The 25,311-nt window shown below is 65.5% G+C and carries 22 protein-coding genes; 13 read left to right on the top strand and 9 right to left on the bottom strand.

Going from position 1 to position 25,311, the window contains the following annotated elements:
• Positions 1 to 3 precede the first annotated feature (3 nt).
• The 3 genes from LC066_RS02250 to LC066_RS02240 all read right to left on the bottom strand — a co-directional run bounded on the left by LC066_RS02250 (position 4) and on the right by LC066_RS02240 (position 2,778).
• Positions 4 to 1,302, bottom strand: a complete 1,299-nt coding sequence (locus LC066_RS02250; protein ID WP_224896356.1) for an ABC transporter substrate-binding protein — start codon at positions 1,300 to 1,302, stop codon at positions 4 to 6.
• A gap of 93 nt (positions 1,303 to 1,395) precedes the next feature.
• Positions 1,396 to 2,232 carry an SDR family NAD(P)-dependent oxidoreductase gene (locus tag LC066_RS02245; RefSeq protein WP_224896355.1) on the bottom strand — a complete coding sequence of 279 codons (837 nt, stop codon included), beginning with the start codon at positions 2,230 to 2,232 and terminating at the stop codon, positions 1,396 to 1,398.
• Positions 2,233 to 2,262: 30 nt separating this feature from the next.
• Complete coding sequence (locus LC066_RS02240; RefSeq protein ID WP_222474468.1) at positions 2,263 to 2,778, bottom strand: 2,4'-dihydroxyacetophenone dioxygenase family protein; 516 nt, start codon at positions 2,776 to 2,778, stop codon at positions 2,263 to 2,265.
• A 242-nt stretch (positions 2,779 to 3,020) separates the two neighbouring features.
• Between LC066_RS02240 and LC066_RS02235 the strand changes: the two genes are divergently transcribed.
• Positions 3,021 to 4,643 carry a XylR N-terminal domain-containing protein gene (locus LC066_RS02235; RefSeq protein ID WP_224896354.1) on the top strand — a complete coding sequence of 541 codons (1,623 nt, stop codon included), beginning with the start codon at positions 3,021 to 3,023 and terminating at the stop codon, positions 4,641 to 4,643.
• Positions 4,644 to 4,665: 22 nt separating this feature from the next.
• Here the strand turns inward: LC066_RS02235 and LC066_RS02230 are convergent, their stop codons facing one another.
• A complete protein-coding gene (locus tag LC066_RS02230) occupies positions 4,666 to 5,673 on the bottom strand; it encodes a GlxA family transcriptional regulator (protein ID WP_224896353.1) in 1,008 nt (335 codons plus the stop codon).
• 184 nt (positions 5,674 to 5,857) lie between these two features.
• On the opposite strand from LC066_RS02230, the gene LC066_RS02225 reads away from it, so the two are divergent.
• Entirely contained in the window at positions 5,858 to 7,225 is a 1,368-nt protein-coding gene (locus tag LC066_RS02225) for a class II 3-deoxy-7-phosphoheptulonate synthase (protein ID WP_224896352.1), read from the top strand.
• Positions 7,226 to 7,342: 117 nt separating this feature from the next.
• On the opposite strand, the gene LC066_RS02220 is transcribed toward LC066_RS02225, so the two are convergent.
• Positions 7,343 to 8,107, bottom strand: a complete 765-nt coding sequence (locus LC066_RS02220) for a PAS domain-containing protein (protein ID WP_318246699.1) — start codon at positions 8,105 to 8,107, stop codon at positions 7,343 to 7,345.
• Between the two features lie 317 nt (positions 8,108 to 8,424).
• Here LC066_RS02220 and LC066_RS02215 point away from each other — a divergent pair, with 317 nt between their 5' ends.
• The 10 genes from LC066_RS02215 to phoB all read left to right on the top strand — a co-directional run bounded on the left by LC066_RS02215 (position 8,425) and on the right by phoB (position 18,153).
• Positions 8,425 to 9,303 carry a YicC/YloC family endoribonuclease gene (locus LC066_RS02215; protein WP_263624946.1) on the top strand — a complete coding sequence of 293 codons (879 nt, stop codon included), beginning with the start codon at positions 8,425 to 8,427 and terminating at the stop codon, positions 9,301 to 9,303.
• Between the two features lie 107 nt (positions 9,304 to 9,410).
• Positions 9,411 to 10,058, top strand: coding sequence for a guanylate kinase (gmk, locus tag LC066_RS02210; RefSeq protein ID WP_224896350.1), 648 nt, complete (start codon positions 9,411 to 9,413; stop codon positions 10,056 to 10,058).
• Positions 10,055 to 10,576: a gamma carbonic anhydrase family protein gene (locus LC066_RS02205; RefSeq protein WP_222474461.1), complete on the top strand. Its 522-nt coding sequence runs from the start codon at positions 10,055 to 10,057 to the stop codon at positions 10,574 to 10,576. The genes gmk and LC066_RS02205 overlap by 4 nt, the downstream gene beginning before the upstream one ends.
• Before the next feature lie 111 nt (positions 10,577 to 10,687).
• The gene (locus tag LC066_RS02200; RefSeq protein WP_224896349.1) at positions 10,688 to 11,728 is read left to right on the top strand and encodes an ATP-binding protein; all 1,041 of its coding nucleotides are present in this window, start codon (positions 10,688 to 10,690) and stop codon (positions 11,726 to 11,728) included.
• 221 nt (positions 11,729 to 11,949) lie between these two features.
• Entirely contained in the window at positions 11,950 to 12,984 is a 1,035-nt protein-coding gene (locus LC066_RS02195) for a substrate-binding domain-containing protein (RefSeq protein WP_224896348.1), read from the top strand.
• 96 nt (positions 12,985 to 13,080) lie between these two features.
• Entirely contained in the window at positions 13,081 to 14,541 is a 1,461-nt protein-coding gene (gene pstC, locus LC066_RS02190) for a phosphate ABC transporter permease subunit PstC (protein ID WP_224896347.1), read from the top strand.
• Positions 14,541 to 15,869, top strand: coding sequence for a phosphate ABC transporter permease PstA (gene pstA, locus LC066_RS02185; RefSeq protein ID WP_224896346.1), 1,329 nt, complete (start codon positions 14,541 to 14,543; stop codon positions 15,867 to 15,869). Before pstC ends, pstA begins: the two co-directional genes overlap by 1 nt.
• Before the next feature lie 23 nt (positions 15,870 to 15,892).
• Entirely contained in the window at positions 15,893 to 16,690 is a 798-nt protein-coding gene (gene pstB, locus LC066_RS02180) for a phosphate ABC transporter ATP-binding protein PstB (protein ID WP_222474456.1), read from the top strand.
• A 31-nt stretch (positions 16,691 to 16,721) separates the two neighbouring features.
• Positions 16,722 to 17,459, top strand: coding sequence for a phosphate signaling complex protein PhoU (gene phoU, locus LC066_RS02175; RefSeq protein WP_085887260.1), 738 nt, complete (start codon positions 16,722 to 16,724; stop codon positions 17,457 to 17,459).
• A 1-nt stretch (position 17,460) separates the two neighbouring features.
• Positions 17,461 to 18,153 carry a phosphate regulon transcriptional regulator PhoB gene (gene phoB, locus LC066_RS02170; protein ID WP_085886770.1) on the top strand — a complete coding sequence of 231 codons (693 nt, stop codon included), beginning with the start codon at positions 17,461 to 17,463 and terminating at the stop codon, positions 18,151 to 18,153.
• A gap of 876 nt (positions 18,154 to 19,029) precedes the next feature.
• Here phoB and LC066_RS02165 read toward each other — a convergent pair.
• The 4 genes from LC066_RS02165 to LC066_RS02150 all read right to left on the bottom strand — a co-directional run bounded on the left by LC066_RS02165 (position 19,030) and on the right by LC066_RS02150 (position 24,601).
• A complete protein-coding gene (locus LC066_RS02165; RefSeq protein WP_222474447.1) occupies positions 19,030 to 19,485 on the bottom strand; it encodes a chemotaxis protein CheD in 456 nt (151 codons plus the stop codon).
• 89 nt (positions 19,486 to 19,574) lie between these two features.
• Positions 19,575 to 20,660, bottom strand: a complete 1,086-nt coding sequence (locus tag LC066_RS02160; protein WP_224896345.1) for a protein-glutamate methylesterase/protein-glutamine glutaminase — start codon at positions 20,658 to 20,660, stop codon at positions 19,575 to 19,577.
• Positions 20,661 to 20,749: 89 nt separating this feature from the next.
• Entirely contained in the window at positions 20,750 to 23,794 is a 3,045-nt protein-coding gene (locus LC066_RS02155; protein ID WP_224896344.1) for a methyl-accepting chemotaxis protein, read from the bottom strand.
• A 207-nt stretch (positions 23,795 to 24,001) separates the two neighbouring features.
• The gene (locus LC066_RS02150) at positions 24,002 to 24,601 is read right to left on the bottom strand and encodes a response regulator transcription factor (RefSeq protein ID WP_224896343.1); all 600 of its coding nucleotides are present in this window, start codon (positions 24,599 to 24,601) and stop codon (positions 24,002 to 24,004) included.
• Positions 24,602 to 24,776: 175 nt separating this feature from the next.
• Between LC066_RS02150 and LC066_RS02145 the strand changes: the two genes are divergently transcribed.
• Positions 24,777 to 25,307 (top strand): molybdopterin-dependent oxidoreductase, encoded by a 531-nt coding sequence (locus LC066_RS02145; protein WP_224896342.1) that lies wholly within the window; start codon positions 24,777 to 24,779, stop codon positions 25,305 to 25,307.
• Positions 25,308 to 25,311 lie beyond the last annotated feature (4 nt).

The raw sequence follows: 25,311 nt of genomic DNA, 5'->3' as shown, positions 1-25,311 counted from the left end.
CCCTCACGACCAGTCAAGCGGCTTCATCTGCGCATCCGGCTCCAGCACGTCCGGATAGAGCGAGTTGTCGACGATCTTCAGATCGAAGGGCCAGGTCTCGCCCTCGACCCACTGGCCGCCGAAGATCGGCGTCTTGCAGACGTTGGGGTGTGGCCCGTCGGCAAAGCTGATCGGCCCAACCAGCGTGTCCAGGTTGGTGGCCGCCAGCGCGTCGCGGTTGGCCTCGCGGTCCAGCGGATCGGAAGAGCGTTGCAGCGTGTCCAGGATCACCTCCCACAGGGCATGGGAATAGCCCAGGGGTTGCGTCCACTGCTTGCCGGTCTCGGCCTCCCAGGCGTCAGCAATCTCCTGACTGGTCTGGCCGGTGAGGGAGGAGGTGTAGGGGAAGGCGGGGGTCCACCAGACCTCGGACGACATGCCCTCGCCCAACTCGCCCATGGCCTCGATGCCCGAGGGGAAGAGCAGCGCGGCGGCCACAGTCACCACCTTCGGCTTGTAGTTCTGCTGTTTGCACTGGGTGATGAAGGTCTTCAGGTCGGCGACGTAGGTGATGCCGCCGACTATCTCGCAGTCATTGGCCTTGAAGGTCGAGATCTGGGCCGAGAAGTCGTTGGTGCGCGGCTCGAACATCGAGGGCGCGAAGGCCTCAAAGCCTGCCTCGCGCACCGCCGGGGGCAGGCCGTAATCCTCGTTGCCCCAGGTCTCGCCATCGGCGTTGCGGGGAAACAGCATTCCGACCTTGCCGTTGGTCTCGATCGACTTCCACATGCCGGTGAAAGTGCCCAGCACGTCCTCCAGCCCCCAGAAGAAATGGTAGGTCCAGTTGAACGGCGCCTCGCCGCCGCCGCGCGGCATGACGAAGGCCTGCCAGGGGGAATTGGACGAGATGCAGGGCACGCCGTAGAGCTCGCACTGGTCCGCCGTGGGGTTGTTGATGTCGGTGGTCGAGGCCGGCAGCATCAGCGCCACCTCGTCGTTCAGGATCAGGTCGCCCGCCAGTTCGGCCGCCCGGTTGGGGTTCGACTGGGCGTCGCGCAGCAGGATCTCGATGTTGTAGGTCTCGCCGTTGATCTCCAGCCCGTCGGCCACCAGCTCCATGATCTTCGAGGTGGTGTATTCGTCGGTCTCGCCGAACAGCGAAAGCGGGCCGGTCATCGGGCTGATGACGCCGATCTTGATGGTCTTGGCCCCCTGGGCCCGGGCCGCATGGGGCAGGGCGATGGTGGCGGCGGTGACCGCGCCCAGGCCCTTCAGCAGGCTCCGGCGGTCAAGATGGTCCTTCGGATTGATGGTCAGTGTCATGGTCTTCTCCTCCCTGATGGCGTCACGGCGGGCCTCCTCCTGCCCGGGGCGTGACGGGTCGCGGCTGGCGGCGGCGTGCCGCCAGGCCCGTTGTCAGTCGATTTCCTGGGCGGGTCGCAGGATCAGGCCGCCGTCGATCACCATCTGCGATCCGGTGACATAGCCCGAGGCCTGCGAGGCCAGGTAAAGCGCCAGCGGCTTGATCTCGTCGGTCTCGGCCACGCGGCCCAGGCAAGACCAGCGGATGAAGGCCTGCCGGTCCTCGACATTGGCCATGCGACCGCCGGCGATATTGGTGATGAAGGGGCCGGGGCAGATCGCGTTGACGCGGATCTGGAAGCGGCCCAGCTCCATCGCCAGCTGCTTGACCAGGTGGCTGACGCCGGCCTTGGCGGGCATGTAGGGGGTACCGACGATGCCATCGACGTAGAAGGCCGCAATGGACGAGGTGGCGATGATCGACCCGCCGCGCCCCTGCGCCTTCATGTGCCGCGCGGCCAGCTTCATGGTGTTGTAGATCGAGGTCAGGTTGACCCCGATCACCTTGTCCCAATGGGCATCGTCCAACGCGTCGATCTGTCCTTCCGGGTTCCGCTGCCCCTCTGGGGTCAGGAACCCGGGGCCCGCGTCGACGCCGGCGTTGGCAAAGACCACGTCGATGCCCCCCTGGCGCGCCGCCACCGCGTCGAAGGCGTCGGCCAGCGCGGTGCGGTCGGTCACGTCGACCACGGCGCCCGCTACCTGGCCCGCGATGCCACTCTCGCGGATCTCACCGACGGTCCGGTCCAGCTGATCGCCGTTGATGTCCAGCAGGGTGACATCGGCCCCCCGGCTGGCCATGATCTCCGCATAGGCGCGGCCCAGGCCATAGGCGGCGCCGGTGACGATGACGGACTTTCCCGTCACGTCGAACATCCTGTCTAGCGACATGCTCTCCTCCCTCATGTGCCCCGGTCCGGCTCACATGAACATGTCGTTGTTGATCGGGATGTTGTTGGCTTCGCAGTAGCTGACGTAGTGGTCGATGAACCAGAAGACGTCGGCGGTGAAGTCATAGTTGGCGTCGTCGTCGTAGAACTCGATCGCGCCATTGAGCCAGAACAGCGCCTTCATGCCGTTGGGATCGTCGGAATAGAGGGTGTGGGCCGTGCCCGGCAGCTCGTAGACGAAATCGCCGGGGCGGGCGACCCAGTCGTATTCGTAATAGCCCCAGGACCCTTCCAGCGTCACGGCGGAGACGACGCCGCGGTGCTTGTGGGTGCCGATGCGCCCGCCGCCCTTCACCCACAGGATGTTGGCGGCCGAGTTCTGGCGGATGTCGAAGGCCAGGTGCTTAATCGCTGCGGCCTCGCCGAAGGGCACCCAGGGGTTGTTCTTGTCGTCGCCGGGGATGAAGGCGCCCTCCTTGCCGAAGCGGTTGATCATCGCTTCGTGGGGCTCATCGGGCAGCTTGGTAATCAGGTCTTGCTTGGTCATGTGATCCTCCCTTTGCCCCGGTTTCAGGGGCGGCACCAAGGAGGCCGCCGATAGCTGTATCCCGTCAAAATCTTTTTTTCATGCTGCGTGGCAGCGTACCTGGTCAGGGCCTTTATTTCCGCGACGTAACAGGGCGAAATTTCCTTGAGAAGTCTCCTGTCTGTCCGGTCATGGGGTCGGTTTCTCTGCATCGCGGCTCAATCATTTGCTGAAATGGCTGCATCATATGATTAACTACGGGCATGAGAATCTCACGCGATGAACTGAGCCTGCTGGACCGGGGCGGGCGACCGACCCTGGCGGACATGCTGGACAAGATGACCTTCAGTCCGACGCGCGGCAGCATCGAACTGAACGGCGCGCGGATGGTTCTGTCGCGGGCGACCTTCGGGGCGGATCTTCAGGACGAGTTGATCCGTCGCTTCGGCGAGCGGGAGGCGATGGTGCTGCTGCTGCGCCTGGGTTACCGCAGCGGGCGGGAGGATGCGGAGTTCGTTCGCCGCGCCTGGCCGAACCTGGACATCGGTGATGCCTTCACCGCCGGGACGCGGCTGCACATGGTCACCGGCACCGTGCGGGTGGAGACGCTGCACAACGACTTCGACTTCCGCAACGACCGGTTTTCCGGGGATTTCCTGTGGCATGACTCGGTGGAGGCGACCGAGTATTCGCGTCGCCACGGGCGAGCGACGAAGCCCGTGTGCTGGGCCCAGACGGGCTATGCCGCCGGCTATGCCAGCGTCTTCTTCCGCAAGCTGATCCTCTACAAGGAGGTCAGCTGTGCGGCCATGGGCGACAAGTCCTGTCGGGTGGTGGGCAAGACGGTCGACGACTGGGGGCGCGACGATCCCTTCGTGCGGATGTTCCTGGAGGAGGTGCTGGTCACCCGGGCGGAGAGCCTGCCCCGGATCGAGGCCGACGATGCCCCCGGGCCCGCCGCGCGCGCCGAGGACCTGATCGTCGCCCCCCTGCGCCCGACGTTGGAGCGGATCGCGGAACAGGGACTGAACGCGCTGATCACCGGGCCGGACGGATCGGGCCGGTTCGCGGTGGCCAACTGGCTGACGGCAAAGCGATTTCGCACGGCGGAGGTCCATCGGGTCCATGGCGCGTCGTCAACGCTGCCCCGGGTGCTGGAGGCGATCACCCAGGCGCTCGCCAAGGGTACGGCGGGGGGGCAAGTCCTGATCATCGACGCGCTGGAGACGTTGCCCGAGCCGGTGCAGGTCGATCTTCTGGCCCTGCTGAAAACCGCCCGGGCGCGACCGGAGAAGGTCCTGCTGGTCGGCCTGTCCACCCTGCCGCTGTCGCGTTTGCAGGGGCAGGGCGGGCTGCGCGCGGAATTGCTGTTTGCCCTGTCGGTGGCCCATGTGGCCCTGCGCCCGCTGGCCAACCGGCCCGAAGATGTGGTGCCCCTGGCCGACGCTTTCCTGGCGCGGACGGCGCAGCGCCGCTCGGCCGCCGCCCCGGTCATCGAGGAAGAAGCCCGCGCGACCCTGAAGGCGCGGCCCTGGCCCGGCAACCTGCCGCAGCTGGAGAGCACGGTGCTGCGCGCCGCCATGCTGGCGCAGACGCCGGGCCGGATCACGGCGGCAGACCTGCGGGCGGCCACGGATGACGCGGCGCCGAGCGTCACGGAACAGGCGGGAGCGGCAGGTGAACAGGGCGCGGCCCGGGTCGCGCCGCTCTGGGAGGAGCTGCGCCCGCTTTTGCAGGACGGCCTGACGCTGGATCAGGTTGTCTCGGCCCTTGAGCGGCATGCGCTGGAGGAGGCCGGGGGCAATACCTCCGCCGCCGCCCGGCTGCTTGGCCTCACGCGGGCCAAGCTGGACTATCGTTTGAACCGGAAGGGCGCTGTAGACTGAGGCCTGCGCGGCCCCACCGGTGTCAGATCGACAGCCGCGTGCCCTGGGTGCCGCGTTCGCGGTAGGGGGTCGTCTGGTACTGCGCCCGGTAGCATTTGGAGAAATGCGACGGCGAGGCGAAGCCGCAGGACAGCGCCACATTGATCACCGACATATCCGTCTGCATCAACAGGTTGCGCGCCTTCGACAGGCGCAGCTCCATGTAGTAGCGCTTGGGCGAGCGGTTCAGGTAACGGCGAAACAGGCGTTCCAGCTGGCGGGTCGACATGCCCACCTCCTTGGCCAGGATCGCGGGGCTGATCGGCTCCTCGATATTGGCCTCCATCATCTGGATCACCTGGCTGAGCTTGGGATGGCGCACCCCGATCCGCGTCGGCACCGACAAGCGCTGCGTGTCCTGGTCGGTGCGGATCGAGGAGTAGATCAGCTGGTCGGCCACGGCATTGGCCAGATCCTCGCCCTGCTGGTCCGCGATCAGTTTCAGCATCAGGTCGATTGACGAGGTGCCGCCGGCCGTCGTCATCCGGTTCCCGTCGATCACGAAGACCGACTTGGTCAGCGTCACCTCGTGGAACTCTTCGGCGAAGCCGTCGTGGTTTTCCCAGTGCGTCGTGGCGCGCTTGCCATCGAGCAGCCCGGCCTTGGCCAGGACATGGGCGGCGGTGCAGAGGCCGCCGATCGCTGCCCCCTTGCGGGATTCGCGGCGCAGCCAGTTCATCAACTTCTTGGTGGTCTTCTCCTTCACGCCGATGCCGCCGCAGATCATCACGAAATCCTCGCGACCGACCTCGCCCAGGGGGCCGTCGACATTGAAGGAGACGCCGCCCGAACAGGTCACCGCCTCACCATCCTCGCTTTGCAGCGTCCAGGCATAAAGCGACTGGCCCGACATGCGGTTGGCGATCCGCAGGCATTCCAGGGCCGAGGAGAAGGACAACAGGGTGAACTGGTCCAGCAGGACAAAGATGAAGCGACGTTGGCGCGGGGCGGCTGTGGGGGCCGAAGAGAGCGGGGGGCGGGGCTCCGGCATGGGCGAACCTGACTTGGCTGACGTGGTCTTTTGCGATCCGGGCGGTGAGGGGCCGCACCGAAGTGGGGATAATGAAGCGCAGAGCCGGGGCGCGACGTCAAGCGTCGCAAAAGAATTGTGGCTCTTTGGGGTCCAAGCCGCTATAGGCTTGACCCCTCAAGAAGCTGTAAACCCGGAGGATAAGATGGGGACCTGGCAGAAGTCCGATTGGCGCAACAAGCCGCGGGTGCAGATGCCTGACTATCAGGATCAGGAAGCGCTGCATGCCGTCGAAGGCCAGCTTTCGAAGTATCCGCCCCTCGTCTTTGCGGGCGAAGCGCGCCGTCTTCGCGAAGAGCTGGGCGCCGCAGGGCGCGGCGAGGCCTTCCTGTTGCAGGGCGGCGACTGCGCCGAGAGCTTCGACCAGTTCAGCGCGGACAGCATTCGCGACACCTTCAAGGTGATGCTGCAGATGGCCATGGTGCTGACCTACGGCGCCAAGGTGCCGGTGGTGAAGGTCGGCCGGATGGCGGGCCAGTTCGCCAAGCCGCGTTCCGCCCCGACCGAGACGGTGGACGGCGTCGAACTGCCCAGCTACCGCGGTGACATCATCAACGATCTGCCCTTCACGGCCGAGGCCCGCGTGCCGAACCCGCAGAAGATGCTGCAGGCCTACACCCAGGCGGCCGCCACGCTGAACCTGCTGCGCGCCTTCTCGACCGGGGGCTATGCCGACGTGAACTCGGTCCACCAGTGGACCTTGGGCTTCACCGCCTCCGACAAGGCGGAGAAATTCCGCGACATGGCGAACCGGATCGGCGACACGCTCGACTTCATCAAGGCGGCCGGGGTCACCCCCGAAAGCGCGCACACGCTGAGCCAGGTGGAATTCTACACCAGCCACGAGGCGCTGCTGCTGGAGTATGAGGAGGCGCTGTGCCGGATGGATTCGACCTCCGGAAAATGGCTGGCAGGTTCGGGCCACATGATCTGGATCGGTGACCGCACCCGCCAGGTGGATGGCGCCCACGTCGAATTCTGCCGCGGCGTGCTGAACCCGATCGGGCTGAAGTGCGGTCCATCGACCACCTCCGAGGACCTGAAGGAGCTGATGCGCAAGCTGAACCCGAACAACGAGATGGGACGCCTGACCTTGATCGCGCGCTTCGGGGCCGGCAAGGTGGCGGAACATCTGCCGCGCCTGATCGAGACGGTGAAGGCCGAAGGCGCCAACGTGGTCTGGGTCTGCGACCCGATGCATGGCAACACGATCAAGTCGAACACCGGCTACAAGACCCGCCAGGTGCACACCGTTCTGGCCGAGGTGCAGGAGTTCTTCGCAGTCCATCGCGATCACGGCACCATCCCCGCCGGCGTGCATTTCGAGATGACGGGCAACGACGTGACCGAATGCACCGGTGGCGTCTATGCCGTGTCGGAAGAGAACCTGAGCGACCGCTACCACACCGCCTGCGATCCGCGCCTGAACGCGACCCAGGCCCTGGAACTGGCCTTCATGGTGGCCGAAGAGCTGGTCAGCCTGCGCGAAACCCGCATGGCGGCCAGCGGCTGAACCGCCACTGCGGCGCATCTGTGAACACGAAAGCCGCCGGGGGACCCCTCGGCGGCTTTTCTCATGGAGCGCCGCATCCATCGGAGGATGTCACGGGATCCGTCTCTTTGTGCGCGGTCAGTCGTCCTGAACGACGCGCAGGTAGGGGCGTGGACCGGGCTTCATCTTCGGCGCCCGTCGCGGCCGATCGCCCTGTCCCGACGGACCGGCCGGAGCCGGGATGTAGCGCGCGGAAGGCTCCTGCAGGCCGGGGTATGTCGTCGTCGGTTCGGGGCGGGTGCCGGTCGTCTCGGGCGCCTGCTCCTCGCGCGGATCTTCTTCGGGCGGGCGCATGAAGTCGCCCAGAAGCGGCGTCACCTGGCTGGCGGTAATGTCGAAGCGGCGCGGGGCGCGCCCAATCTCGCCATTGGTGGCCAGGCAGCCCAGCACGCGGGAAATGTCCCCGAGATCGCTTTTCATCGGCAACAGGACCAGCCGCGCGGCGATCTCCGGCTTGCCGATGCCGCGTTCCGCATGCAGGTCGACCACCGCCCGCGCCGGGCTGTCGAAGACCTCTTCCAGGATCTCGCCCAGCTGGTTGCGCCCCTGGGGCGTCATGAAGGCCGAAAGCGGCATGCCGCGCACCTCCATGCCCATCAGATCGGACAGGTGCGACCCGGCGATGCGCATCCGCGCGATGCCCGGGGCCACCCGTTCCAGGATGAAGGCGTATTCCAGGGCCCGTTCGATGCCGCGCGGGTCGATGTCGGACCGGCGCGGGACCAGGCGCCCGGCGCGAATGGCCTCCCAGTAGGCCTCGACCTCCTGCACGGCGTTGAAGCGGGCCGCGTCTACGTAGCCCGCCATGGTGATGACGGTGCTGCCGTCCCCGTCCTGTGGCATTTCGAAACTCCAGCTTGTGTCATCGCAGCCTCCGCCATCAGAGTTTGAGCGCCAAAGCCGGTGCACCGCGCGGCACAGGAGGGCCCGGAGGCCGCCTGTGCGGGGCGATGATCCCGGGCGGACCCGGGAATGAACTGGCTTGGTTAAAGCATTCTTCACAGAGGTTACGTATCCATTAATATGCCACAATTGATTGCAATTTTCCCTGTTTTCTGAGGCAATGGTTAACCGCTGCCGAGCGCAGCGTGCGCCCAGGGGCCGGTTGGCCGGGGCATGGGGACAGACGACACCGAAGGGGCGGGGCGATGATATATTCGATGACGGGGTTTGCGGCCCGGCGGGGCCAGGGGCTCGGCCATGGCTGGAGCTGGGAGCTGCGGTCGGTCAATGCCAAGGGGCTGGATCTGCGGCTGCGCCTGCCGGACTGGGTGCCGGGGCTGGAGGCGGCGCTGCGCGCGCGCCTTGGCGCGGCGCTGGCGCGCGGGTCGGTGACGCTGAATCTGCGGCTGACGCGCGAAGAGACGGGTGGGGCCATGCAGGTCAACCGTGGCCAGCTCGACGCGATGCTCGTGGCCCTGAATGAGGTCGAGACGGCGGCCGAGGCCCGCGGCATCACCCTGGCCGTGCCGAGCGCGGCCGATGTGCTGGCGATGCGCGGTGTGCTGGAGGCCGCGCAGCCCGAGGAGGCCGGCGAGGCGCTGCGCGATGCCCTGCTGGCGGATTTCGAGCCGCTGCTGGCGGACTTCCTGGCGATGCGCGGCAGCGAAGGCGCCGCGGTCTCCGAGGTCCTGAACGGGCAGCTGGACGCCATCGCGGGGCTGGTCAACCGCGCCGAAGCCGCCGCCGAGGCCCGCAGCCCGCGTCAGGCCGAGGCGCTGCGCAGCGCGATGGCCCGGGTTCTGGAGGGCGCGCCGGGGCAGGACGCGGACCGGATCGCGCAGGAACTGGCGTTGATCGCCATTAAATCCGACGTCACCGAGGAGCTGGACCGCCTGCGCGCCCATGTCGACGCGGCGCGCGACCTGCTGGATGAGCCCGGCGCGGTCGGCCGGAAGCTTGATTTCCTGGCGCAGGAATTCAACCGCGAGGCCAATACCCTGTGTTCCAAGGCGCAGGACAAGGGTCTGACCGCCGTCGGGCTGGAGCTGAAGACGCTGATCGACCAGATGCGCGAGCAGGTACAGAACATCGAGTAAGGGGCAGGGGGGCTGGCCGACCCTGACGGGGCCGCGCGGGTTGCCCGGCGCCGCGAAACCTGCTTAACGCTTGAACGACCCGACCTGCGACCTGGAAAGATCCCGACATGACACAGCGGCGTGGCCTTCTGATCATCATCTCCTCGCCCTCGGGGGCCGGCAAGTCGACCCTGTCGCGCCGCCTGCTGGACTGGGACGGCAACATCCGGTTCTCCGTCTCCGCCACCACGCGCGCGCCGCGTCCCGGTGAGGAACACGGGCTGCATTACTTCTTCCACAGCCACGAGGATTTCCAGCGGCTGGTGGACGAGGGGCAGATGCTGGAACATGCCACCGTCTTCGGCAACAGCTACGGCAGCCCCCGCGGCCCGGTGGAAGAGGCGATCAATGCCGGGCGCGACCTGCTGTTCGACATCGACTGGCAGGGCGGCCAGCAGATCCGCGCCTCCGCCCTCGGCAAGCATGTGCTGTCGATCTTCATCCTGCCGCCCTCGATGAAGGAACTGGAACGGCGCCTGGTCAGCCGCGCCCAGGACGCGCCGGATGTGATCGAGAAACGCATGGCGCAAAGCCGTGACGAGATCAGCCACTGGCCCGAATACGATTACGTTCTGGTCAACGACAACCTGGACGAGACCGAGGACCGGCTGCGCACGATCATCAGCGCCGAACGGCTGCGGCTGAGCCAGCAGCCCGGCGTCGTGGAGGTGGTGCGCCAGCTGAACGCCGAATACGAGGAGGAGAGCAAGGCATGACGATCTATTCCCTGGATGGCGTGGCGCCGCTGATCGCCGAAAGTGCCTGGGTGGCGCCGGACGCCAATGTCATCGGCAAATGCGTGCTGGAGGTCGACAGCTCCGTCTGGTTCGGTGTCACCCTGCGCGGTGACAACGAGGAAATTCGCGTCTGCGAAGGGGCCAACGTGCAGGAAAACGTGGTCTGCCACACCGACATGGGTTTCCCGCTGGTGATCGGCGCCAACGTGACGGTGGGCCACAAGGCCATGCTGCACGGCTGCACCATCGGCGAGAACAGCCTGATCGGCATGGGCGCCACGGTGCTCAACGGCGCCAGGATCGGCAAGAACTGCCTGATCGGGGCAGGGGCCCTGGTGACCGAAGGCAAGGAGATCCCCGACAACTCCATGGTGCTGGGCGCGCCCGGCAAGGTGGTGAAGGAGTTGGGCCCGGAGTGGGAACAGCGGCTCGCGGCCTCGGCGCTGCACTACCAGGAAAACGCGCGGCGCTACCGCGACGGGCTGCGCGCCCTGTAACCTGTCGGCCGCCCGCGGGCGGCTCGGAGAACCGCGCGCCCGCGGACCGTCGCGGACGCGCTTCCTGTCCCAGCCAGAGACCGTGGGCCCGAACGGGACGCGGACACCTCCATGACCGAACATTCGATCACCGCGCTGCTGAGCGCCATTCCCCTGCCGGCCCTTCTGGTGGGGCGGGGCGAACGCATCATCGCCGCCAACCCGATGACGACGGCGCTGTTCGGGCCCGCGGTCTCGGGGCGGCATTTCATCACCGTGATCCGCCAGCCCAACGTGCTGGACGCGGTGGAGCATTGCCTGGCCGACCGGCAGGTCCACAAGACGCAATACCTGTCGACCCGGCGCGGAACGGAGAGCACCTTCGAGGTGACCTGTTCCTATGTCGACACCCCCCTTGGGCAGGGCGCGGTGGTGGTGTTCCAGGATGTCACCATGCTGACCCAGGCCGAACAGATGCGGCGCGATTTCGTCGCCAATGTCAGCCATGAATTGCGCACGCCGCTGACCGCGCTGATCGGCTTCATCGAGACGCTGCGCGGCCCGGCAAAGGACGACGCCAATGCCCGGGAACGGTTCCTGGAGATCATGGCGCGCGAGGCGGGCCGGATGGAACGGCTGGTGAAGGACCTGCTGTCGCTGAGCCAGGTCGAGGGCGAGGCCCGGATGCGGCCCACGGAACGGGTCGAGCTGGCCGGATTGATGCGATCGGTCGCCGGGGCTCTGGCGCCGCTGGCACGGGATGCCGAGGTCGAGATAGAGATCGAGACTGCCGTGCCGGAGATCCATGTGCAGGGGGACCCGGACCAGCTGCGCCAGGTGCTGACCAACCTGGTCGAGAACGCCATCAAGTACGGCCGGTCGGGCAAACGGGTCAGCTTGGGCCTGAGCGCCCCGGGGGAGATGCCCGAACTGCAGGGGCAGGGCGTTGCGCTGGTCGTGCGGGACTACGGCCCCGGCATCGACGAGATCCACATCCCGCGACTCACCGAGCGATTCTACCGTGTGGACAGCCACCGATCGCGTGAAATGGGCGGTACCGGGCTGGGCCTGGCCATCGTGAAGCACATTGTGACACGGCACCGGGGCCGCATGCGGATTTCCTCGACCCTGGGCGAGGGGACCTCGATCCGCATCCTGCTGCCGGTCGACTGACCCGCACTGTTACGTTTTCCTAACGATTTCCCAACAACCGCAGGCAGTTGTCTACTTTCCGTGGGCATCGCCGCGCGCCGTGGCGCTAAGGTCCCTCCGCACAAGGACAATGACTGTCATTAAACTGTTACGTGATTGTCGCAAAAGCATCGTGCCCGGTCTCTAGCAGGGGGGCCAAGGCCGCCGGGGGATGGCGGTCTCTCAGATAACAGGAGCATTCCATGTCCTTCATGAAACTGACCGCTTCGGCCCTGGCCGTCGCAGCCGTTTCCGCCGCCGGCGCCGCCGCCCAGTCGCGTGACACCGTGCAGGTTGCCGGTTCGTCCACCGTCCTGCCCTACGCGTCGATCGTTGCCGAGCTGTTCGGCGAGAACACCGACTTCCCGACCCCCGTCGTCGAATCCGGCGGCTCCTCGACCGGCCTGGCCCGCTTCTGCGAAGGCGTCGGCGAAGGCACCATCGACGTCGCCAACGCCTCGCGCGCCATCCGCGACAGCGAGATCGAAACCTGTGCCGCCAACGGCGTGGACGAGATCATGCAGGTCCGCATCGGCTATGACGGCATCGTCTTCGCCAGCCAGATCGACGGTCCCGAGTTCACCGCCTTCGAGCCGGCCGACTGGTTCAAGGCCATTGCCGCCCAGGTCGTCGTCGACGGCGAAGTGGTCGACAACCCCTACACCACCTGGAACGAAGTGAACCCGGACCTGCCCGAAGCAGAGATCCTGACCTTCATCCCGGGCACCCGTCACGGCACCCGTGAAGTCTTCGAAGAGAACGTCCTGGCCGCCGGCTGCGAAGCCACCGGCGCGATGGAAGCCTTCGTCGAGCACGGCATGTCCGAAGATGACGCGGAAGACGCCTGCATGGCCGTCCGCACCGACGGCGTCTCCGTCGACATCGACGGCGACTACACCGAGACCCTGGCGCGCATCAGCTCCAACCCGAACGGTGTCGGCGTCTTCGGCCTGGCCTTCTACGAGAACAACACCGACACCCTGAAGGTCGCGACCATGGGCGGCGTTGCTCCCTCGACCGAGACCATCGCCTCGGGCGAATACCCGGTGTCGCGTCCGCTGTACTTCTACGTCAAGAAGGCCCACATCGGCGTGATCCCCGGCGTGAAGGAATACGCCCAGTTCTTCATGGCTGACGAGATCGCTGGCCCCGGCGGCCCGCTGGCCAACTACGGCCTGGTGCCCGACCCCGAGCTGGCCGGCACCCAGTCGATGATCGAGAACGAAGAAACCATGTAAACCCCCGGGTTTCATGACAGCGCGGGTGGCGCCACGGCGCCACCCGTTTTCCTTCCCGAGACGTTTCTTTTCCGCCCTACAGTCGCGAAAGCTTCCATGCCAAATCTCTGGATCCTCATCATTATCGGCGTCGTCGCCGTCATGGGCTTCGTCGGAGCTCGCCAGCGTGCGCTCTCGTCCGGACAGGGCGACATCCGAAACCTTCATTCCCTTCCCAGTTTCTACGGCACGAACGCGATGCTGGCCGGTCTGATCCCCTCGCTGGTGGTCCTGGCCCTGTGGACCGCGTTCCAGCCGCTGGTGATCCAGTCCTCGGTCACCCATATCATCGAGGCCGATCAGGAGCTGAGCGACGGCCAGTTGAGCCTGGCCATGACCGATGTGCGCCGGATCGCGACGGGTCTGGAACTGGCCATCGAAAGCGGCCGGCTGGACCTGGACGAGGTGATGGACATGCGCGCCGATGTCACCGACGTGCGGCCGCTTCTGGGCGAGATGGGCGTCGCCGTCGGCTCGGACGTGACGCCACGCGACCTGGATGCGGCGCAGCGTTTCGTCGCCATGGCGCAGACGGGCAACCTGCTGAAGACGGTGCTGGTCATCGCGCTTTCGGTGCTGGGCACGGCCTTTGCCTTCGTGCGCACCTCCGCCGTATTCCGGGCGCGCATTGCGGTCGAGCGCGTCACGATGGCGCTGCTGATCGCCGCGGCCTCGATCGCCATCCTGACCACCGTGGGCATCGTCCTGTCGATGATCGTCAACACGGTCGAATTCTTCCGTCTCTACCCGGCGACCGATTTCTTCTTCGGCACCCGCTGGAACGGCACCAGCCAGCTCGGCGTGTTGCCGCTGCTGTGGGGCACGCTCTACATCTCGGTGATCGCGCTGATCGTCGCTGTGCCGATCGGCCTCTTCGCGGCCATCTACCTCAGTGAATACGCCAGCCCGGCCGTGCGCAGCTTCGCCAAGCCCGCGCTGGAGGTCCTGGCCGGGATCCCGACCATCGTCTACGGCCTCTTCGCGCTGCTGACCGTCGGGCCCTTCCTGCTGCGGGTCTTCGGCTCGGGCGGAACTTTCGGGGTCGACTGGATGTCGGGCGCCACCGCCGTCATCACCGCGGGCGTCGTCATGGGCATCATGTTGATCCCCTTCGTCAGCTCGCTGTCGGACGACATCATCAACGCGGTGCCGCAGGCGATGCGCGACGGCTCCCTCGGCCTGGGCGCCACGCCGTCGGAAACCATCAAGCAGGTGGTCATGCCCGCCGCACTGCCCGGCATCGTCGGCGCCATCCTTCTGGCGGCCTCGCGGGCCATCGGCGAGACGATGATCGTGGTGCTGGGGGCAGGGGCCGCAGCCCGGCTGTCGATGAACCCCTTCGAGGCGATGACCACCGTCACCACCCGCATCGTCAGCCAGCTGACCGGCGACGCGGACTTCACCTCGGCTCAGGCGCTGGTCGCCTTCGCGCTCGGCATGACGCTCTTCGTCATCACCCTCGCGCTTAACGTCTTCGCGCTCTACATCGTGCGCAAATACCGGGAGCAGTACGACTAATGACCGACGCAACCGCATCCCATACGCCGCAGCCGGGGCAGGGCAGCGAGACGGCGAAATCTTCGCTCTTTACCGTCAGCCCGCGCACCCGCCGCCGCAATGCCTCCGAACGCCGGTTCAAGGCCTATGGCATCACCGCGATCCTGCTGGGTCTGCTGTTCCTGTGCTTCCTGGTTTATTCGATCCTGTCGAAGGGCCTGCCGGCCTTCACCCGCACGGTGGCCGAGGTCGAGCTGACCCTGACACAGGCACAGATCGACGAGGCCGAAAGCACCCTGCTGAAGACCGGTGCCTACCGCGACCTGATGATCGCGGAACTCGGCGAGGTCCTGGGCGACGTGGAACCCGAGGCCATCCAACGGATCGTCGGCAACCCGGGCGCGATGCTGCGCAATTTCTACACCGCCAACCCCGACGCCATCGGCACCACCGTGGCGTTCGAGCTGCCGACGGCCAGCCGTGTCGACGGCTACTTCAAGGGACGCATCACCCGCGAAGGCCAGGCCAATTCGACCTTCCTGACACCCTCTGACCTGGATCTGGCCGACCGGATGCAGGAAGAGGGCATCATCAAGCGCGAGTTCAACTGGCAATTCCTGACCGGTGCCGAAGCCTCTGACGACAACCCCGTGGCGGCCGGGATCGGCGTTTCGGTGGTGGGCTCGTTCTACATGATGTTCGTGGTGCTGGCCCTGTCGCTGCCCATCGGTGTCGCCGCCTCGATCTACCTGGAGGAGTTCGCGCCGAAGAACCGTTTCACCGACCTGATCGAGGTGAACATCTCGAACCTGGCGGCAGTGCCCTCGATCGTCTTCGGTATCCTGGGCCTGGCCTTCTTCATCCAGTTCGCCGGCCTGCCGCGCTCCGCGCCTCTGGTGGGTGGTCTGGTGCTGACGCTGATGACCCTGCCGACGATCATCATCTCGACCCGCGCCTCGCTGCGCGCCGTGCCGCCGTCGATCCGTGATGCGGCGCTTGGGGTAGGGGCCTCGAAGATGCAGTCGGTCTTCCACCACGTGCTGCCGCTTGCCCTGCCGGGCATCCTGACCGGCACGATCATCGGCCTGGCGCAGGCCTTGGGCGAAACCGCGCCGCTGCTGCTGATCGGCATGGTCGGCTTCGTCGCCCTGCGCTACCCGGACACGATCGCCAGCGGCTTCCTCGACAGCAACTCGGCCATGCCGGCGCAGATCTACACCTGGGCGGCCCGCGCCGACCAGATCTTCTATGAAAAGGCCTGGGGGGGCATCATCGTGCTGCTGGTCTTCCTTCTGACCATGAACATCATCGCCGTCATTCTGCGCCGCCGTTTCGAGCGCCGCTGGTAAGAGATAGGATAGGGGACAGATCCATGTACGACGAGCCCGCCCTGGAGAGCAAAGTGACCAACAAAGACATCAAGATCGCGGCCCGGAACGTCCAGGTCTTCTACGGCGACACCCACGCCATCAAGGACGTGAACGTCGAGATCCAGGACAAGACCGTGACCGCCTTCATCGGCCCCTCGGGCTGTGGCAAATCCACCTTCCTGCGCTGCCTGAACCGGATGAACGACACCATCGACATCTGCCGCGTCGAAGGGGACATCCTGCTGGACAGCGAAGACATCTACGACAAGCGCGTCGATCCGGTGCAGCTGCGTGCCAAGGTCGGCATGGTGTTCCAGAAACCGAACCCCTTCCCGAAGTCGATCTACGACAACGTGGCCTACGGGCCGCGCATCCACGGCCTGGCCAAGAACAAGGCGGACCTGGACGAGATCGTCGAGAAGTCCCTGCGCCGCGGCGCCATCTGGGATGAGGTCAAGGACCGCCTGCACGCGCCCGGTACCGGTCTGTCCGGCGGTCAGCAACAGCGTCTGTGCATCGCCCGCGCCGTGGCCACCGAACCCGAGGTCCTGCTGATGGACGAGCCCTGCTCGGCGCTCGACCCGATCGCCACCGGCCAGGTCGAGGAGCTGATCGACGAGCTGCGCGACAGCTACAGCGTCGTCATCGTGACCCACTCGATGCAGCAGGCCGCCCGCGTCAGCCAGAAGACGGCGTTCTTCCACCTAGGCAACCTGGTGGAATACGGCGAGACCAGCCAGATCTTCACGAACCCGGTCGACAGCCGCACCGAAAGCTACATCACGGGCCGGATCGGTTGATCCGGAGCAAGGGTGAGGAGCCCAGAAAATGATGGAAGAACAGCATATTGCAAGCGTATTCGACCGCGATCTCGAAGCGGTGCAGGCGCGGATCATGAAAATGGGAGGCCTGGTCGAACAGGCGATCCTGGAGGCCTCCGAGGCGCTGGAGGCGCGCGACGAGGAACTGGCCGAAAAGGTGCGCCGCGACGACCTGGCCATCGATGACCTGGAGGCGCTGATTCAGGAAGAATGCGCGCGGATCATTGCGCTGCGGGCGCCGACGGCGGGCGATTTGCGGATCGTCCTGTCGATCATGAAGATCGCCGGCAACCTGGAACGCATCGGTGACTATGCCAAGAACATGGCGAAGCGCACCTCGGTCCTGGTGCAGATGCAGCCGATTTCCGGTGCCCACACCGCGCTGCGCCGCATGGCGCGCGAGGTGGAGGGCATGCTGCGCGACTCGCTGGACGCCTACATTCAGCGAGATGCGACCCTGGCCAAGGATGTCATCGCCCGCGACCGTGATGTCGACCAGATGTACAACGCTCTGTTCCGCGAATTCCTGACCTTCATGATGGAAGACCCGCGCAACATCACCGCCTGCATGCACCTGCATTTCATCGCCAAGAACACCGAGCGGATGGGCGATCACGTGACCTCGATTGCCGAGCAGGTGGTCTACCTGGTGACCGGTGAGACCCCGGACGAGATGCGGGTGAAGGGCGACAAAACCTCGACCGACCCCTCGGTGGCGCCCGATGTGCCCCGCAGCGGAGATGCGTGACATGGCCGCAGATCAGCAACCGACGGTCCTGGTTGTCGAAGACGAGCCGGCCCAGCGGGAGGTTCTGGCCTACAACCTGGAGGCCGAGGGTTTCCGGGTGAGCCGGGCCGAGAATGGCGAGGAAGCCATCCTCCTGGTGGATGAGGTGGCCCCCGACATCATCGTGCTCGACTGGATGCTGCCGAACCTGTCGGGGATCGAAGTGTGCCGCCAGCTGAAGATGCGCAGCGAAACGCGGGGCGTGCCGATCATCATGCTCTCGGCGCGGTCCGAGGAAGTGGACCGGGTTCGCGGGCTGGAAACCGGCGCCGACGACTACGTGGTGAAACCCTATTCGGTGATCGAGCTGATGGCCCGGGTGCGCGCGCAGCTGCGCCGGACGCGCCCGGCGTCGATGGGTGAACGGCTGGAATACGAAGACATCGTGCTGGATGCGGAAACCCACCGGGTGACCCGGACGGGCAAGGAGCTGAAGCTGGGCCCGACGGAGTTCCGGTTGCTCTCGACCTTCATGGAAAAGCCGGGCCGTGTCTGGTCGCGCGAACAGCTTCTGGATCGGGTCTGGGGGCGTGACATCTATGTCGACACCCGCACGGTGGACGTCCATATCGGCCGGCTGCGCAAGGCGCTCTGTGCTCATGGTGGCGACGACCCGCTGCGCACCGTCCGCGGGGCCGGCTACGCGCTTGGCTGAACTGGCCGACGGCTTGCGGTCGACAACAGAACCGCGCCACGGACCTCGTGGCGCGGTTCGCGTTTGGGTCGGCTGGGGATAGCGGGGACAGGGCGCGGGCATCCGCTCTAGCGCTGTTTGTGGGGCGGCTGGACGGCGCATTTCGCGACGCGCCCTTGGTCACACAGGTGTGCGACACAGTGTGATCCGGGTTGTCGGTGCGTGATCCGACGTGACCGCACTTTGCCGATGGCTGCGTAAGAGCGGTGTTGGTGCGGTAGTTTCGTTTGCCGCTGACCGCCACGCGATCTTAGATGAAGGCCGGTGAGCTGGCGGCGATCAGCAGCATTGCTCTCGAGGGGAGTCGTTTTACTAGTGGGCAGGCTTACATCTTGGGTTCAGATTTGTCGCCTCTATAAATGCTATAATCAGTATTATGTAAATATATTGCTAATCGCGTGTCCGTGAGCTGATGGAGCCAAACCGTTGTCATATCAGAGTCTTGGGCGGTCATGTTTTATGAAAGCGTGAGCCGACTTCGTCAAACGCGCCCTAATCGCCCCACCGCGTCCAGGGCTTATCCAGCACCTCTTTTGTGTGGACCCGCTGCCGACAGGTCCATTCATCACCAGACGAGCGACGCTCGGACGCGCTCTTCTTCGGCCGCGGCGAGTGCTGTTCTCAGACGTCACGTCGCCATCTGCGTGATCTTCGACAGGATCCCGACCACCTACCACTCGAGTGTCATGGGCCGGCTTTCCCTCAGACCTGTCGTCAGCGAAATCAGTTGGCACATGCCGTCCAGTGGCCGATCTTGCGCCAGAAGAGCGATCAGATCCGGCCGTGTTCGTCGTAACCAAGTGTTGGCCGGCGCCAAGTTGACGCCTGAGCAAGCGCTCAAAACAGTTCCACTCCGTTGCGCTCGACCGGCTCGGGTTTCGGCGCCGGCTGGACCACGTCCGGTGCCGCGGCGACAGTGCGTTGCATCACGCGACCCTCGGCCACCATGAAGCGGATCTGTCGGGCCGATGTTCCCCCCAGGCTCTTGCCCAGAAGCGGAATGCCCTCACGTTCCAGGAACTCGACCACGAATGCCCCATTGGTGTGGCCGATGTCTGAGAGCCCGTTGATCATGTTGGCGCCGCCGAACACCTTGGCCTGCAGCCTCGACCGGACCGCGCCGAGCCGCACCAGTCCGTTGATCAACAGCTCCATCGCGTTGACCCCGGCAAAATCGTTGACGCCGAGGGCGGTATGAGATCGCGCCACAAGGATGTGGTTCATGCCGCCGCAGCCACGCACCGGATCCCAGATGCAGGTGGCAACGCAGGACCCAAGGATGGTGGTGATCATGCCTCCGGCGGTATCCGAAACGGCAAACTCGCCCTGCGTTATGTTGATATGTGGGCCCCTGCCCCTGGCTTCTCTCACCTCAGGCTCCCTCAGTTTCGGCGTGCGGCGTCACAGGCCGTACAGATGGCCTGGGCGATCTGAGGCAACGGTAGCTGCGCGTCGAGGATGCCCAGTTCCGCAGCCGAACGCGGCATGCCATAGACCACGCTGGTGTCTTCATCCTGGCCAATGCATACGGCTCCATTGCTCTTCAGTTGTGCCATGCCCTCAGCGCCATCCTTGCCGATTCCCGTCAGGATGACCGCCACGACGGTTTCCGCAGTTTCCACCCCGGACATGAACAGCTCGTCAACCGACGGGATGTGACCGTTGCGTTTCGGCGCGGCGATCGAAGCAATCTGAATTTTTCGTCCCGCGCGTCGGATCCCCGTATGTTCCGCGCCGCCGGGCGCCAGGTAGATCTGGCCCGCTTCGACCTCTGTCCCGTCGCGCGCCAACTGCACATGCTGCGGCAACAGGTCATCGAGCCGGCGGGCAAAGCTGACCAAAAAGCTCTCTGGCATATGCTGCGAAATGACGATTGGCGGGCAGGTTTTCGGCATCCTGCGCAGCACGGCCTCGACCGCGGCCACACCTCCGGTCGAGGCGCCGATCAACACGACCTTTCCGTTCCAACGTCCGAACTGGGCCGTCTCCGGCGGCGGCTCATCCTCTTGAAAAGGGGTCGGGCTAGCATCGCGTCGGACACGGCTAGCGGTGCGGACGCGGGAGACGAGCTTCTCCAGCGCGTCCTGGGTCATGCCCGCAATCGGTTTGGGCAGGACATCGACCGCGCCGAGCGCCAAGGCCCTCACCGCATTCTCGCTGCCCTGCTGCGTGACGGAGGAGAACATGACCACCGGCATTGGCCGCAGGCGCATCAGCCTTTCGAGAAATTCCAACCCGGTCATCCGGGGCATTTCGACATCAAGGGTCAGTACATCCGGGTTCAGTTTCTTGATCATCTCTCGCGCCATGTAGGCGTCGCTCGCCACTCCCACGACCTCGATCATGGGATCCCGGCTCAGCGCGTGACGGATCAGGGTTTGAACCGAAGGCTGATCATCAACGATCAGAACCCGTGTGATCGGGGAGCCAGCACCAGAGTGGGATTGAGAGGACGGCGACGTCGGCATTTCGGATCCGTTTTCAAGCTGTGTTGGTGGCCTGATGCAGCGTGGTGATCAGGGCGCGGTGGTTCTGTCGGAAGCCGTGAGTCTTGCGCCTAGAAGTCCTCCCAATCGCTGGCGCTCGGTGCGGGGCGCGGGGCAACGGCGAGATTGCCCTGCCTAGCCGCTGCGGCTGTGGTGCCGCCTCGACTTGCCGGACGGACGGTCGTGCCACGTCGTGTGTCGTGCTCCTTCCCCGCAGCACCGGCCACGCGGAAATGCCCGATGGTCTCCGTAAGGTTCGTTGCCCGCTGCGCCAGCTGATGACTGGCCGAGGTCGTCTCCTCGAACATGGCGGCATTCTGCTGGGTCACATGATCAATCTGGTTCACCGCGGAATTGACCTGGTTCAAGCCGATGCTCTGTTCCTTTCCAGCCTGGGCGATCTCGGCAATGTAGTCGGATATCTCCGAGATCGAGCTGACGATCTTCTTCAAGGTCTCACCGGTCACGCCGACCAGTTCGACCCCTCGGGAGACATGTTGACCGGAAACCGTTATCAGCTGGTTGATCTCCGCCGCGGCATTGGCGCATCGCTGTGCCAGGGCGCGAACCTCGGTGGCAACGACCGCGAACCCCCGACCAGCCTCCCCTGCCCGCGCGGCCTCGACCCCGGCGTTGAGGGCCAGAAGGTTGGTCTGGAACGAGATGTCGTCGATCACCGAGATGACCTTCATAATTTCCTTCGAGGAACTGGAAATTTCGGCCATTGCCGTCTCCGCCTCATCCACGACCGACCCGCTCTGCTCGGCACGGGCGCGCGCCTCGGTTACCACCTGGTTGGCACGGGCCGCGCCATCCGCGGTCTGGGCGATGTTGGTCGTCAGTTCGTCCAGGCTGGCCGCGGTGTCCTGCAGGGTCATGGCCTGTCGCTCGGTGCGCTGCGACATGTCGTCGGCCGCTTTCACGATTTCCGCGGTCTCGCTGTGCATCTCACTGGTTTGCTGGGCGATGTTGCGCATGGCGCGGGTCAGGTTTTCCAGGGCGTCGTTGAAGTCGGTGCGCAGCTGTTCGTACTCGGGCGCGAAGGCATCGTTCAACCGGCCGGTCAAATCCCCGTTGGAGATGTCCCGCATGCCGATGCGCAGCGCATCCACGACCTTCTCCTGGGCGGCCTGCATGGCTTGCTGACGCGCCTCCGCTTCGCGCAGCTGCTGTTGCGCCGCGGTCACATCCGACCCGATCAGGGTCATCCCCGTGGCCTCTCCGCGCCTGTCGATGATGGGATAGAGCCCGCCTTCGACGAGAGCATCGTCGCGGCCCGGACGGGCGATGAGGAAGCGACCCTGGACCGCTTCGGCCTGTTGGAGCCGTGCCAGAAGCGGGGTGTCAGCCTCGGCGCCGTCCAGTCGGATCCTATCTGCCATATCGCGCCCCTGAAGCTCCGCGGCCGTACAGCCAGCGAGCGTCAGGAAGTTGTCGTTCAGGCGCTGGAACCGGCCCGCGCCATCGCATTCGGCAAAGATCTGCCCGCTGTCGATGGCGTTCAGGACGGACGTGCGCCGACGTTCCTCGGTGACATCGACCCATTCGACGACCAGCCCGGCAAAGCTCTGATCGGGTGCGAAAACGGCGTTCAGCTCGATCTGGATGCGCGCATCTCCCACGCGGATGTCAGTGCGGAACGGCAGCTTGTCCGGCTGGGTGATCAGCGCGCGGATCTGCCCGGGATGGGCATGGAAGATGTCCATGTTCACCCCGATCAGGTTGTCCGGATCGAAGGTGGCCAGGATCTTTCGGAATTCGCTCACCTGGGCGTGCATCATGTCGCGCACCGCCTGGTTCATGTAGGTGATGTTGAAATCCTCGTCCGTGATCATCAGCGCCGCCGAGGTGGAGGCCAATGCCGCGCTCTTGAAGGCGGATTCCACCTGGATCGCGTGGGATTTCGACAAGGTCTCCCGCAGCTCTTCGAGCGAGCGCGATATGGTGCCCAATTCGTCGCGTCGTGAGACATGGGGCACCGGCGTATCGTAGTCCTCCTGGCTGACAGCCGAGATGCTATGGGTCAGGTCCCGCAGGGGGCGTGTCACGCTCAGCGCGAGAAGGGTGCCGACAACGGCGGCGAAGACCAGGATGATCCCGCCGTAAAGCAAAGTGTTCGAGAGGAAGTCCGATACCGGCAGGAGCATTTCAGCCTCGGCCTTGCTGACCAGGGACAGCCAGGAGGCGCCTATGACCTCGGCCGGGGCGGCGGCCGTGATCATGCCCGGCCGGTCCATCTGCGGCAGCGACTCCTCGACCAGAACCGTTTCTCCCTCCAGGGCACGGGCCAGATGGCTCGTGGGATCCAGCGCAGCGTCGGTCCAGCCTGGCGCGGACGTGCGGGCAGCTCCGTCGCTGCCGATGATGAAGGCCTGGCCGCTTTCGCCCAATCCGCCGGCCGCGCCGAGACTGGTGGTGATGGTCGCAGCGTTGAGACGCAAGACGATCGCCCCGAGCGTCACGTTGCTGCCATGGGCCACCGGCGCCATGACAAAGGCCGAGGCTTCGCCGGACAGGTCATGCGGCGTGAAGTCGACAAAGGCCGTCGTGCCACTATCATGTTCGGCCAGCAGGTCGAGAGCCTGGGCGAACATCGGGTCGCCGGCAAAGTCGGTCCCGTCGACCCCGAAGTCTGCCCCCTTGTTGACCGAGTAGATCACGGTGCCCGCCGGGTTTAGCAGAAGGACGTCCGCATAGCCTCCGCGCCGCGCAACGGATCGAAAATGCTCGTGAAAACGGCTGTGGATGCGCGAATAGACCGATCCGTCACCGGCATCGATCAGCTCTGCGCCCTGCCCCGTGGCATAAAGCGCCTGCATGTCTTCACTGGCGGACGGCCCGAGGGTTTGCCAGGCGGCATGGAAACTTCGCAGGGCATTGTAGACCAGGGGATTGTTCGCCTGCAGCGCCAGGTCGGTCTGCAATTCCGCGGCCCAGTTTTCCAGCTCATCGGCGCGGGTACGCGCGATCTGCCGGATTTCCTCCTCGCCCGAGGCGATCAACGTTCGCTTGGCAGAGGAGTAGGAGAAGACCACCAGCACCGCCAGAGACAGCGCGACGATCAGAAAGAAGGCCGCCGGCAGGCGAAAGGCGATGCGTATACTCGAAAGACCCATGTCATTCCCCTGGTTGTCTTGGTCGCGGCCCGTGCGGCTTGTCGCTCGAACCCACGGCAACCGCCCCCGGGGAACGGTTCGCCGGGGGCAGGTTTGGCGCCCAGCCGTGAAAATTGCTTTAATCCGGGTCCGCCAGCGGCTGGCCGTCCGCGGCGAAGTAGTGACAATTGCAGGAAGTGAGGCGCCATGTGGCGGCGGGTTCGCGGGTTAGACCAGTCCGCGGTCACGCGCCAGAAGCGCGGCATGGGTGCGGTTGCGGGCGCCCAGCTTGCGGCTCAGCCGCTGCATGTGAAGCTTCACCGTGACCTCCCTCAGGTCCAGCGCGCGGGCAATCTCCTTGTTCGATTGCCCGCGCGCGAGACCGGCCAGAACCTCCCTCTCGCGTGGGCTCAGCGCGACGTCACCGGCCGGGCGGCCAGGGGCATGGCGCAGGATCTCGTCCAGCACCGCCGCGGGCGGCAGCGCCTTGCCAAGGATCGCCGTCACACCGGCGTCGCGCGCCCTTTTGGCCGTCTCGGCGTCATGCGCACCTGCGGTCAGCAGGACGGGAACCGGCCCGAAGGCCGATCGCAGCCTGAAGATACCCTCTGGCAAGGTCAGATCCCGCAGCCGCAGATCAATCATCACGAGATCCGGTCTGCAGGACAAGCCTGTCGCCCTCGCCAGACTGTCGGCGCAGGTCACATCCAGGCCGCGTGCGGCCAGCCAGGCAGCCAGGGTGTCTCGCAGCAGGGCGTGGTCATCGATGAACAGCAGACGCAGCGGTGTACCGCCCTGCCCCGCGCCTGCTGCGTTTTCCTTCGTCACGGGCCGATCCCTTGCCAGTGGCCGCCGACAATCCGGCCGGCACTACAGGGAACATTAAGGTATTGGGGTTAGCCATTCCCTTAACGGCGCTCAGCGGGCGTCAGGCCCATGCCGTCGTCCCGTTCCGCCCTGCGCCGGTTCATGCCGGTCCATCATTCCTACGAGGAGATCGCTGATGCCCCTGTCGCCCGCCCTGTGCCCGCTGCCACGCCTGCGTCGCGCCCTGCGCCCCGTCCTCGCCACGCTGTTGCTGGGCCTGTCGGTTTTGCTCTCGGCCTTGCCCCCGAACGACGCCAAAGCCGAGGACGCGCCCCTGCTGCGCCTGACCCTGGGCGACGAGGTCATCACCTACGATCTGGCGACCCTGCAGGAGATGCCGACGACCGGTTTCGAGACCACGACGATCTGGACCGAAGGTGTGCAGGCGTTCCGCGGGATCCGGATGACCGATTTCCTGGCGCGTCACGGCATTGAGGGAGGCGTGCTTCAGCTGATCGCGGCCAATGACTACGCCATCGAGATCCCCGTGGACAGCTTCCGACCTGACGGGGCGATCCTGGCCTATGAACGCAACGGCACGCCGATGACCCTGCGCAGCAAGGGGCCGCTGTGGCTCGTCTATCCCTATGATTCATCGTCCGACTTCCGGTCCGAGGTGATCTATTCCAACTCGATCTGGCAGCTTGACCGGATCATCGTGAAATAGGCCC

This window comes from Pseudooceanicola marinus (assembly GCF_020177265.1).
GTDB lineage: Bacteria > Pseudomonadota > Alphaproteobacteria > Rhodobacterales > Rhodobacteraceae > Pseudooceanicola > Pseudooceanicola marinus_A.
Note: the sequence above shows the minus strand (reverse complement) of the source record. Positions and strands in the feature narration are given on the sequence as shown.

Excerpts from the sequence above, each read along its gene's own strand:
- LC066_RS02250 (WP_224896356.1), bottom strand. The coding sequence starts at position 1,302 with ATGACACTGACCATCAATCCGAAGGACCATCTTGACCGCCGGAGCCTG.
- LC066_RS02245 (WP_224896355.1), bottom strand. The coding sequence starts at position 2,232 with ATGTCGCTAGACAGGATGTTCGACGTGACGGGAAAGTCCGTCATCGTC.
- LC066_RS02240 (WP_222474468.1), bottom strand. The coding sequence starts at position 2,778 with ATGACCAAGCAAGACCTGATTACCAAGCTGCCCGATGAGCCCCACGAA.
- LC066_RS02235 (WP_224896354.1), top strand. The coding sequence starts at position 3,021 with ATGAGAATCTCACGCGATGAACTGAGCCTGCTGGACCGGGGCGGGCGA.
- LC066_RS02230 (WP_224896353.1), bottom strand. The coding sequence starts at position 5,673 with ATGCCGGAGCCCCGCCCCCCGCTCTCTTCGGCCCCCACAGCCGCCCCG.
- LC066_RS02225 (WP_224896352.1), top strand. The coding sequence starts at position 5,858 with ATGGGGACCTGGCAGAAGTCCGATTGGCGCAACAAGCCGCGGGTGCAG.
- LC066_RS02220 (WP_318246699.1), bottom strand. The coding sequence starts at position 8,107 with ATGCCACAGGACGGGGACGGCAGCACCGTCATCACCATGGCGGGCTAC.
- LC066_RS02215 (WP_263624946.1), top strand. The coding sequence starts at position 8,425 with ATGACGGGGTTTGCGGCCCGGCGGGGCCAGGGGCTCGGCCATGGCTGG.
- gmk (WP_224896350.1), top strand. The coding sequence starts at position 9,411 with ATGACACAGCGGCGTGGCCTTCTGATCATCATCTCCTCGCCCTCGGGG.
- LC066_RS02205 (WP_222474461.1), top strand. The coding sequence starts at position 10,055 with ATGACGATCTATTCCCTGGATGGCGTGGCGCCGCTGATCGCCGAAAGT.
- LC066_RS02200 (WP_224896349.1), top strand. The coding sequence starts at position 10,688 with ATGACCGAACATTCGATCACCGCGCTGCTGAGCGCCATTCCCCTGCCG.
- LC066_RS02195 (WP_224896348.1), top strand. The coding sequence starts at position 11,950 with ATGTCCTTCATGAAACTGACCGCTTCGGCCCTGGCCGTCGCAGCCGTT.
- pstC (WP_224896347.1), top strand. The coding sequence starts at position 13,081 with ATGCCAAATCTCTGGATCCTCATCATTATCGGCGTCGTCGCCGTCATG.
- pstA (WP_224896346.1), top strand. The coding sequence starts at position 14,541 with ATGACCGACGCAACCGCATCCCATACGCCGCAGCCGGGGCAGGGCAGC.
- pstB (WP_222474456.1), top strand. The coding sequence starts at position 15,893 with ATGTACGACGAGCCCGCCCTGGAGAGCAAAGTGACCAACAAAGACATC.
- phoU (WP_085887260.1), top strand. The coding sequence starts at position 16,722 with ATGGAAGAACAGCATATTGCAAGCGTATTCGACCGCGATCTCGAAGCG.
- phoB (WP_085886770.1), top strand. The coding sequence starts at position 17,461 with ATGGCCGCAGATCAGCAACCGACGGTCCTGGTTGTCGAAGACGAGCCG.
- LC066_RS02165 (WP_222474447.1), bottom strand. The coding sequence starts at position 19,485 with ATGATCACCACCATCCTTGGGTCCTGCGTTGCCACCTGCATCTGGGAT.
- LC066_RS02160 (WP_224896345.1), bottom strand. The coding sequence starts at position 20,660 with ATGCCGACGTCGCCGTCCTCTCAATCCCACTCTGGTGCTGGCTCCCCG.
- LC066_RS02155 (WP_224896344.1), bottom strand. The coding sequence starts at position 23,794 with ATGGGTCTTTCGAGTATACGCATCGCCTTTCGCCTGCCGGCGGCCTTC.
- LC066_RS02145 (WP_224896342.1), top strand. The coding sequence starts at position 24,777 with ATGCCCCTGTCGCCCGCCCTGTGCCCGCTGCCACGCCTGCGTCGCGCC.